6 protein-coding genes are annotated in these 8,347 nt (G+C 63.9%); 3 read left to right on the forward strand and 3 right to left on the reverse strand.

All coding sequences use genetic code 11. The annotated features are described in order from the left end of the window. Positions 1-50: 50 nt before the first annotated feature. The 3 genes from HX873_RS30790 to HX873_RS30800 form a co-directional block, all read right to left on the reverse strand. Positions 51-1,898 carry an ABC transporter ATP-binding protein gene (locus tag HX873_RS30790; protein ID WP_177051281.1) on the reverse strand — a complete coding sequence of 616 codons (1,848 nt, stop codon included), beginning with the start codon at positions 1,896-1,898 and terminating at the stop codon, positions 51-53. Then, the gene (locus HX873_RS30795) at positions 1,891-3,657 is read right to left on the reverse strand and encodes an ABC transporter ATP-binding protein (RefSeq protein WP_177123733.1); all 1,767 of its coding nucleotides are present in this window, start codon (positions 3,655-3,657) and stop codon (positions 1,891-1,893) included. The genes HX873_RS30790 and HX873_RS30795 overlap by 8 nt, the downstream gene beginning before the upstream one ends. 146 nt (positions 3,658-3,803) lie before the next feature. Next, on the reverse strand, positions 3,804-5,036 hold the full coding sequence (locus tag HX873_RS30800; RefSeq protein WP_008430938.1) for an acyl-CoA dehydrogenase family protein: 1,233 nt from the start codon (positions 5,034-5,036) through the stop codon (positions 3,804-3,806). A 412-nt stretch (positions 5,037-5,448) separates the two neighbouring features. Between HX873_RS30800 and HX873_RS30805 the strand changes: the two genes are divergently transcribed. The 3 genes from HX873_RS30805 to HX873_RS30815 form a co-directional block, all read left to right on the forward strand. After that, on the forward strand, positions 5,449-6,492 hold the full coding sequence (locus HX873_RS30805; RefSeq protein WP_177070493.1) for an ABC transporter substrate-binding protein: 1,044 nt from the start codon (positions 5,449-5,451) through the stop codon (positions 6,490-6,492). Positions 6,493-6,508: 16 nt separating this feature from the next. Next, positions 6,509-7,240 carry a class II aldolase/adducin family protein gene (locus tag HX873_RS30810; RefSeq protein ID WP_003216972.1) on the forward strand — a complete coding sequence of 244 codons (732 nt, stop codon included), beginning with the start codon at positions 6,509-6,511 and terminating at the stop codon, positions 7,238-7,240. 159 nt (positions 7,241-7,399) lie between these two features. Continuing rightward, a partial coding sequence (locus HX873_RS30815; protein WP_177123735.1) for an LLM class flavin-dependent oxidoreductase occupies positions 7,400-8,347 on the forward strand: 948 nt, incomplete at its 3' end.

Raw genomic sequence — 8,347 nt, forward strand, 5'->3', positions numbered from 1 at the left:
TAAGAGCGGAACCAATCTCAAACATCACCCAAAAACGGATATACCCCCAATCACCCAGCCACCAAGTCCCCCACCCGTGCACTGCGCAAATACGTCTGATACAACGCCGCATAAGCCCCCCCACGATCAATCAACGCATCATGCGCCCCAAGCTCAACGACCTGCCCATGCCGAACCACAGCAATCCGGTCCGCATCCCGGATCGTCGCCAGCCGATGGGCAATGATGATCGCCGTACGCCCCAGACACAGCCTGCGCAACGCCCGTTGAATCCGCCGCTCTGTGTGAATGTCCACCGCCGAAGTCGCCTCATCCAGCACCAGCACCGCCGGGTCCGCCAGATACGCCCGCACCAGGCAAACGAGCTGCCGCTGCCCATGACTCAAATGCGCCCCCAAAGGCCCAACCTCGGTGTGATACTGATGCGGCAACCGCTCCAATACCTCATCGGCGCCCAGCTCCCGGGCCGCCGCGACCAGGGTCGCGTCATCCGCCAACGGCGCCGCCAACCGCAAGTTGTCGAGAATGCTCCCGCTGAACAACACATTGTCCTGCAACACCACCCCGACATTGCGCCGCAACGCATGCTGGGCCAGCTCCCGCACATCAATCCCGTCCAGCCGCACCACGCCCGACTGCACCTCATAAAACCGCGTGAGCAACTGCACCAGCGTGCTTTTCCCATGCCCCGAAGGCCCGACAATCGCCAACACCTCACCCGCAGGAATATGCAAATCCAGCCCATTGATCACCGGCGCCTGCGCACTTGGCACATAACTGAAACCCACCTGCTCGAACCGCACCTCACCCCGCGCTCGGCCCAAATGGCGCGGTGTAGCGCTGTCGGTAATCTGCGCCTGGGTATCGAGCAACAGGAAAATCCGCTGCGCCGACGCCGATCCGGTGGCGTAGCGTTCAAACAGGTCCGACAGCTCCTGCAACGGCCCCAAGAACAGGAACACGTAAAACAGACTTTCGGCCACTTGCCCGACCGACACTTCACCGGCCGCCAGCCCATAGCCGCCCACCAGCAATAACAAGGCGATTCCCGCCGAACTCAGCAGCGCCGTAAAGGGCGCAAACCACCCCGAGCGCAAGCTGCCGCGAATCAGTGCATGGTTGAAGTCATCCAACAGCCCGCGATAACGCCGCAGGTTCGGCGTCTCCTGGGCGCACTGCTGCAGCATCCGCGCGCCGCTGACGCTTTCCACCAGGTGTGCGGTAAAACGACTGCGGTTTTCCGCAACCCGCGCCCAGTTGCGCTGGGAGATCCGCTTGAAACTCCAGGTCGCCAGCACCAGCAACGGTACGGTGGCCACCAGGCTGAGGAAGAATCGCGGGTCGATACGCCACAACATCACCGATGCCAGGCCACAGCGCAGCAAGGCACCGAGCAGTTCAGGCGGGCCCTGGATCACCAAGGGTTCGAGGGCGTCCACGTCGCGGTCAACCCGGGAAATGATCCGCCCGGCACGGGTCTGGTCGAAGTAGCTGACGCTCAAGCCCTGGACATGCGCAAACACCTGCACCCGCAGGGCGTTCAGCACGCGGATCGCCGCGCCACCGGCAACAAACTGCGAGACCCCGGCCAGCAGGAATCGCACCAGCCAACTGGCGGCCAGCCCCACGCCCAGCCATAGCACCAGGCGCTCGTCCAGCAGCCAGTGGTCGGCCTGCTGAATCAAGCCACGGTCCAGCAGTTCACGCACGAACCAGGGTCGCAAAAACACCGTGAACACCAGCAATAGCTCAATGCCGATCACCGCGAAAATCGAGCGGCGGATTGGCCTGAGCAGCGGCAGCAAGCGTTTGAACATGCTGCGGTCGAGGGCCTTTTTCGCGAGCATTTCTTCAATTTCGATATCGCTCAAGGCTTTGCCGGCGATTGGATTAGCCATGGTCGATCCCCAGCAGGTCGCGGTAGTGCGGGTGGGTGTGTTGCAGTTCGGCGTGGGTGCCTGTGGCGGCGATTTTGCCGTCCGCGAGCATCAGCACCCGGTCGGCCAGGAGGATGGTCGACAACTTGCTGGAGATCACCAGCACGGTGGTACCGCGCAGTTCTCGCAGGTTGTTCAGTACGTGCCGTTCGCTGATGGCGTCGAGGGCGCTGGTGGCGTCGTCCAGGCACAGGATGTCCGGTTGGCCCAGCAGCGCCCGCGCCAGGCACAGGCGCTGGCGCTGGCCGCCGGACAAGGTCACGCCACGATCACCCAGCGGCGTGGCCAGGCCGTGGGGCAGGCGCAGCAAGATGTCGTCCGCTGCGGCGAGGCGCAGGGCTTCAAGCAATTGCTCATCAGTGGCGTCGGGAGCGTTCAGGCGCAGGTTGGCGGCGAGGCTGCCGGCGAACAGGAAGCTCTCTTGCGGCACCACGTGCACCCGTTGGCGCAACGCACCGAGGTCAAGTTCGCGAATGTCTTGCCAGCCAGCGCCGTCATGGCCCAGCAGCACGCGCCCGGTGCTCACATCAGTGAGGCGTGGCAACAGGCTGGCCAGCAGGCTTTTCCCGGTGCCGGTGGCGCCCACCAACGCGACAATTTCGCCGGGCACCAGGGCCAGCGAGCAGTCATGCAGAATGTCCCGCCCACCGCCGGGAGCGCTGACACTGACGTGCTCCAGGCGCAACCCCAGGGGCGAAGCGGGCAGGGTGGCGCTGCCGCTGCGTATCGCTGCGGGGGCGTCCAGCAGTTGCCAGATACGTTCGGCACTGGCCCGGGCATCGGCGAAGGTTTGCATCACCCGGCCAATGCCTTCGATGCGAAATACCAGGGTGGTGGCGATCAGCAGCGAGGTCACCAGTTCACCGATGCCCAACTGACCAGCCGCCACCAGGTGGGCGCCGTAGACCAGGATCCACACATGGCCGAGGGCGACCACGGCCTGGGGCAGCGGAATGCGTGAACTGGAATAGGCCAGCGCCTGGCGGGCCAAGCCTGCGAACACTGCAACCTGTTCGGAAAAACCCTGGATACGGCTCTGCTCAAGGGCAAAGGATTTGATCACCCGCACCCCGCCGATGCCTTCACTGAGGTCCTGGTTGACGCGGTCGTAGGCCGCGCCGACGCTGCGGTCGAGTTCAACCAGGCGTTCGGTTTGCAGCACGAAAATCCACAGTCCGGTGACGGTCAGCAGCAGCGGTACCAAGCCCAGCCACGGGTTGTACCAGCTCAACAGACCCACGGTGGCCAACACCACCAGCGGGGTTTCCACCACCTGGCGCCAGAAGGTGATCAGCGCGTCACGCACCTTGTCGGCATCGCGGGTGGTGCGGGTGATCATCTCGCCCATGCCGTGCTGCCAGTGATAACCCAGGTGCAGGCTTTGCACCTGGGCGAGGATGCGTTCGCGCAGGCGTGTCAGCAGTTCCTGGCTGAGCACCAGGGACATGACGCTGGCGGCGTATTGCAGCGCGCCACGGCCCAGAGCCACGGCGAGCATCAGCCACAGCCAGTGCCAGCCAAGGCTGGCATCGAGGCTGCCGTCGGCGTGGCGGATCACTGCGCGACCGGCGCTGACATCGTTGACCGCATGGCCGATCAGCCATTGTTGCCAGACCAGGCCGAGGTTGATGGCCACGAACAGCCCGGCGACCAGAGCGAAGCGCCAGGGCATTTCACGGTAGATCGCCAGGCTGCGCAGAAGGGGGTGTCTTTCGATCATGAAAAGCTCATTGGGTTTATTGATCCTTCCCAAATTGTGGCGAGGGAGCTTGCTCCCGCCGGGTTGCGAAGCGACCCCAAAAACAGGGCCTGCTGCGCAGTCCAGCGGGACCAAGCTTCCTCGCCACAGGGATGTGTTGGGTTGGTCTAGCGAGTGGTAGCGCCCTGGGCTTCCTTGGCATTGAGGATCGCCGTGTACTCCCCCGGATCAATCCCGTTCAGGTAGTAGTTGCCCACATGGTGCAAGCGCCAGCGAATCGGGTCGTGGGTGGTATGCACCCGGGCGTTGCGCCAGAACCGGTCGAGGTTCCATTTGCTCAGCGACGAACTGGCCCCCAGCAACGAGAAAATATCGCTGGAGATCTTCAACGAAGCGCTGTCCGAATGCGCCCGTGCCGTGGCCACCGACAGGATCAATTCGTCCTGTAGTTCCTTGTTCTCCGGGTCCAGCTCATGTGCGTCGAACACCCGCGCCGCATCCCGCAGCAGCGACTCGGCTGCACGCAGGGCCACCGCGTATTCACCGATTTGCTTGATGATGTGCGGCTCTTCATTGGCGTGGTCCACGCCGCTTTCTACCCAGGGCCGGGCGTTGTGCTTGAGGTACTCCACCGCCGCGGTCAGCGCGCCCGAGGCAATCCCGGTATCGATCGCCGCATGCAGGATCTGCGGGAAGGTCAGGCCGGTGCGTTTCATCGGGCCCTTGCGCTTCGAAACGAAGTCTTCATCCAGCTCGATATTGTCGAAATTCACCGTGCCGCTGACTGAGTTTTTCTGGCCGAAGGCTTCCCAGTCATCCACCAGGGTCAGGCCCGGTGCGTTGCGGTTGAGCAGCACGCCGGCGCCGCCGTCATCCGAGGCCGCGGTCAGGGAGATCCATTCGGCAAGGTAGGAACCGGTGGAGTAGAACTTGCTGCCATTGAGCACCAGCTTGCCGTCGGCACGCCGCTCGACGCGGGTCTTGAGGGCGAACTTGTTCTTGCCGCCGACTTCCGCCAGGGCATTGCCAAAGCGCTTGCCGGCCAGCACATCGGCCACCAGGCGATCACGCACCGCATCCGGATAGCCGTTGAAGATGCCCCGCAGCATCACGTTGTGAATCTGCAGCAACTGGCCCACACCACCATCGGCCACCGAGACCAGGCGCACGGTTTCGACGATGGTTTGCACCGAAGCCCCCAGCCCGCCGAATGCCTTGGGCACACCGATGGCGGTCAGGCCGCTTTGGGACAGCAGTTGCGCCTGGCGCCACGGCAACTGGCCGTTCTGGCTGCTGTCGGCGGCAATCGCGGCGATCTCCACGGCGATTTCCTTGGCTGCGGCAATGGCTTCGGCCTCGCTGAGCAATTGGCGTACCGGTACCTGTTCGAACGTACTCATAGTTTCTTCCCCTGATTTGGCCCGTGTGTTTAAGCCCCTCTGCAGGAGCCGGCTTGCCAGCGATGGACTCAAGTGCACCGCGTAAACCCGTCAGTACACGTCATCGTTAACCACCATCGCTGGCAAGCCAGCTCCTACAGGGGATTGCGCTGGATGTCGGGCATTGAAGGTGCCTTGAGCAAGTTCTGCGCCAATGCCGAAAACCACCCCTGGCGGGGCCTGCGATAACGGGGTGTTGCTGGGGCAGCAGTGGCGAACGGGTGACTGCTGGGCCAGCAGCAGCGCTGCTGACAGGCCAGCAACAGTACTTCGACTCTTTGCGCCAAAGCCCTGCAAACCGGGGCTTTGGCCAATTGGCACGGCCTCTGCAATACCCCCATGGACTGCCTTGCCCAATTCAATGGAGCTGCCCATGACCCTCTCCGCGATCCTGCCCAAGCCTGCGCTTGAGCAGATCTGGTTTACCCGCTGCCCGGTACCGACCGCCTCCGGCATCGCCTACAAACTCGGTTGGCTGGGCGACGAATTCGCCGCCGACGGCCTGCCGGTCTCGACCTTGCAGGAGGCTCGTCAACTGGGCCATCACCACTACGATCACGAGCTGCCGGGGCTGTTTCGCGAAGGCGGTAATGTGCCGGCATTGGCCGCCCGTGCCGCCGGCGCGCCGAGCCGTTTGATCGGCCTGACCTGGATCGAGGAATGGCAAACCATCCTGGTCCGCCCGGACTCCGGCATCACGCGTCCCGAGCATTTGAAAGGCAAGCGCCTGGCCTTGCCGGCCTGGGGTGACAGCCGTCCGGGGAGCATCGCCCGGGCCATGAGCCTGCACGGTTACAAAGGCGCGTTGAGCCTGGCCGGCCTGGGCTTTGATGACGTGCAACTGGTGGAGGTCGCGCTGCACGATCAGGAGCAGGCGCCCAACCCACAGGAAGGTTTGCAACGCCTGTGGTCGGGCCTCGATTACCTGGCGCGCGGCGAAGTGGACGCGGTGTACGTCAAGGGCGCTTCGGCCGCCGACGCCGCGCGCCGTCTGGGCCTGGTGGTGGGCATCGACCTGGACCTGATCGCCGAGCCGCGCTACCGCATCAACAACGGCACGCCGCGCCCGATCACTGTCCACCAGAGCCTGCTGGACAACCACTTTGACCTGGTGGTGCGTTTCCTCGCACAAACCCTGAACGCGGCTGACTGGGCCGCGAACAATCGCGACGGCCTGAACGCGATTCTCGAAGAAGAAACTCGCGCCGGCAGTGCCGGTGTGGCCGAGGCCTATCGCGGTGATTTCCATACCACCCTGGCGCCGGACCTGTCGGCCGAGCGCCTGGATTTCCTCGGCATCCAGAAAGACTTCCTGTACCTGCACGGCTTCCTGGAGCGCGATTTTGCGATCGCCGACTGGGTCGACCCGCGCCCTCTGCAAGCTGCCCATGAACTGTTGGCCAAGCGCCGCGCCTGAACCCGGAGAAACTGCCATGACTGCCATTGTCCACGCCCAACCGATCACCCAGGAACTGCAGGCCTTTATCGACAAGGTCCTGCTGGAAGCCGAAGAAGCCTTCACGGTCTTCCGCGAAACCAACACCATCACCGCCAACGGCACCGTGGGCTTTATTGAGCGCGTGCCGGGCCAGGAACTGCTGGTGTCGGTCAACTACGGCGGCCCGTGGAACTACCGCAAGCCGCTGCAGGCCACCGTCACCGACTTTGCCGGCAACGTGATTGTCGGCAAGGGCAAGGGCGGCCTGGGGCGCTACACCAAGCTGTTCCAGCAGCATGCAGACGTGACCACCGTGTCCCACGTGCACTCGCCGTACCTTGGGGCCTGGGCCCAGACCCACCGCACGCTGCCGTTCCATTACGTGCCGGTGCAGCGTTACCAGTTGGCGCGGGAACTGCCGGTGTACATCGACCGTCGCCAGCAGGAAGTGGATTTCATCCTCGACAAGATCGCGGAAAACCCCTTCAACCTGGCGATCCTCGAAGCCAACGGCGGCTCCACGGTGTGGGGCAAGCAGGGGTTGCGGGCCACGGCTGAGTTCATCCTGTTGCTGGAGGAGGGCGCGCAACTGCAATTGCTGGCGGATGCCCTGGGCGGTTCGCGGGCATACGGGCCGGGGGTGTTGACCCAGCAGTGGAAGATGAGTGGGTTGTTTGAGCAAGCCACGGCGCTGGGCCTGGTCCCCGCCATCGACCGCAAAAACTGAACACACCCTTATCACGGTGACTGAAACCACCACGACCCCTGTATGAGCCGGCTTGCCGGCGATAGCGGTGCATCAGGCGACATTCCTGTTGGATGTGCCACCGTTATCGCCGGTAAGCCGGCTCCTACAAGGGGCGGTTCCATTCAAGGATGTTGCCCCATGGCGGTAAAAATTCTCTGGTACCTCACCACCCCCGACGGCCCTTATCCATGGGAGCCCGAAGGGCGCTGGAAGACCGACTTCCAGCATCTCAAGCAACTCGCGGTCGCCAGTGATCGCCTGGGTTTCTACGGCTCGCTGCTGGGCTCCAGCCCCAACGAAAGCCTGGCGGTGGCCGCCTCGCTGATCGACGCCACCCAGCGCCTGCGTTTCCTGGTGGCGCAACACCCGGGCGAGCTGTCACCGGCAGTCCTGGCCAAGTGGGCCCTGACCTTCGACCAATTCTCCAATGGCCGCCTGCTGTTCAACGTGGTCAATGGCAATGATGCGGGCCTGGCGACCCTCGGCGTGCATTACCCCCACGATGAGCGCTACGCCTTCAGCCTCGAATACTGGCGCGCCTTCCAGGGCTTCTATGCCGGCGATACTCGGGGTTATGAAGGCCAATACATCAAGCTCGCACCGCGTGCGCCGGGAGCGGCCAAGCATCCGCTGGGCGGCTGGCATCCGCCGTACCAGAAACCGGGCATCCCGCTGTGGGGCGCCGGCACCTCGGGGCCAGGGGTGGAACACTCGGTGCAATTGCTGGACGTGTACCTGAGCTTCGCCAATACGCCGCCAAAGCTGGGGGACAAGTTCCGCAAGGTCGCCGCCGAAGCCGCGAAGATCGGCCGTGAGCTGACCTTCGGTACCCGCCTGCAAATCATCGTACGCGAGACCGAAGAAGAAGCCTGGGCCCACGCCGAGAAACTGCTGCAACGCACCTCGCTGCAAACTGCGCGCAATGCCATCGAGCGCCAGTTGCCACCCGGGGTGAGCTTCGAGGATTACCACAGCGACGACCCGCAAACCCAGCGCAACGTCGAGACCATTCGCGCCGGCCGCCTGCCCACGGCTCGCGAGCTGGAGATCTACCCCAACGTGTGGCTCGGCCCGAGCCTGTTCGGC

This window comes from Pseudomonas sp. P7758 (assembly GCF_013386485.1).
Taxonomy (GTDB): Bacteria; Pseudomonadota; Gammaproteobacteria; order Pseudomonadales; family Pseudomonadaceae; genus Aquipseudomonas.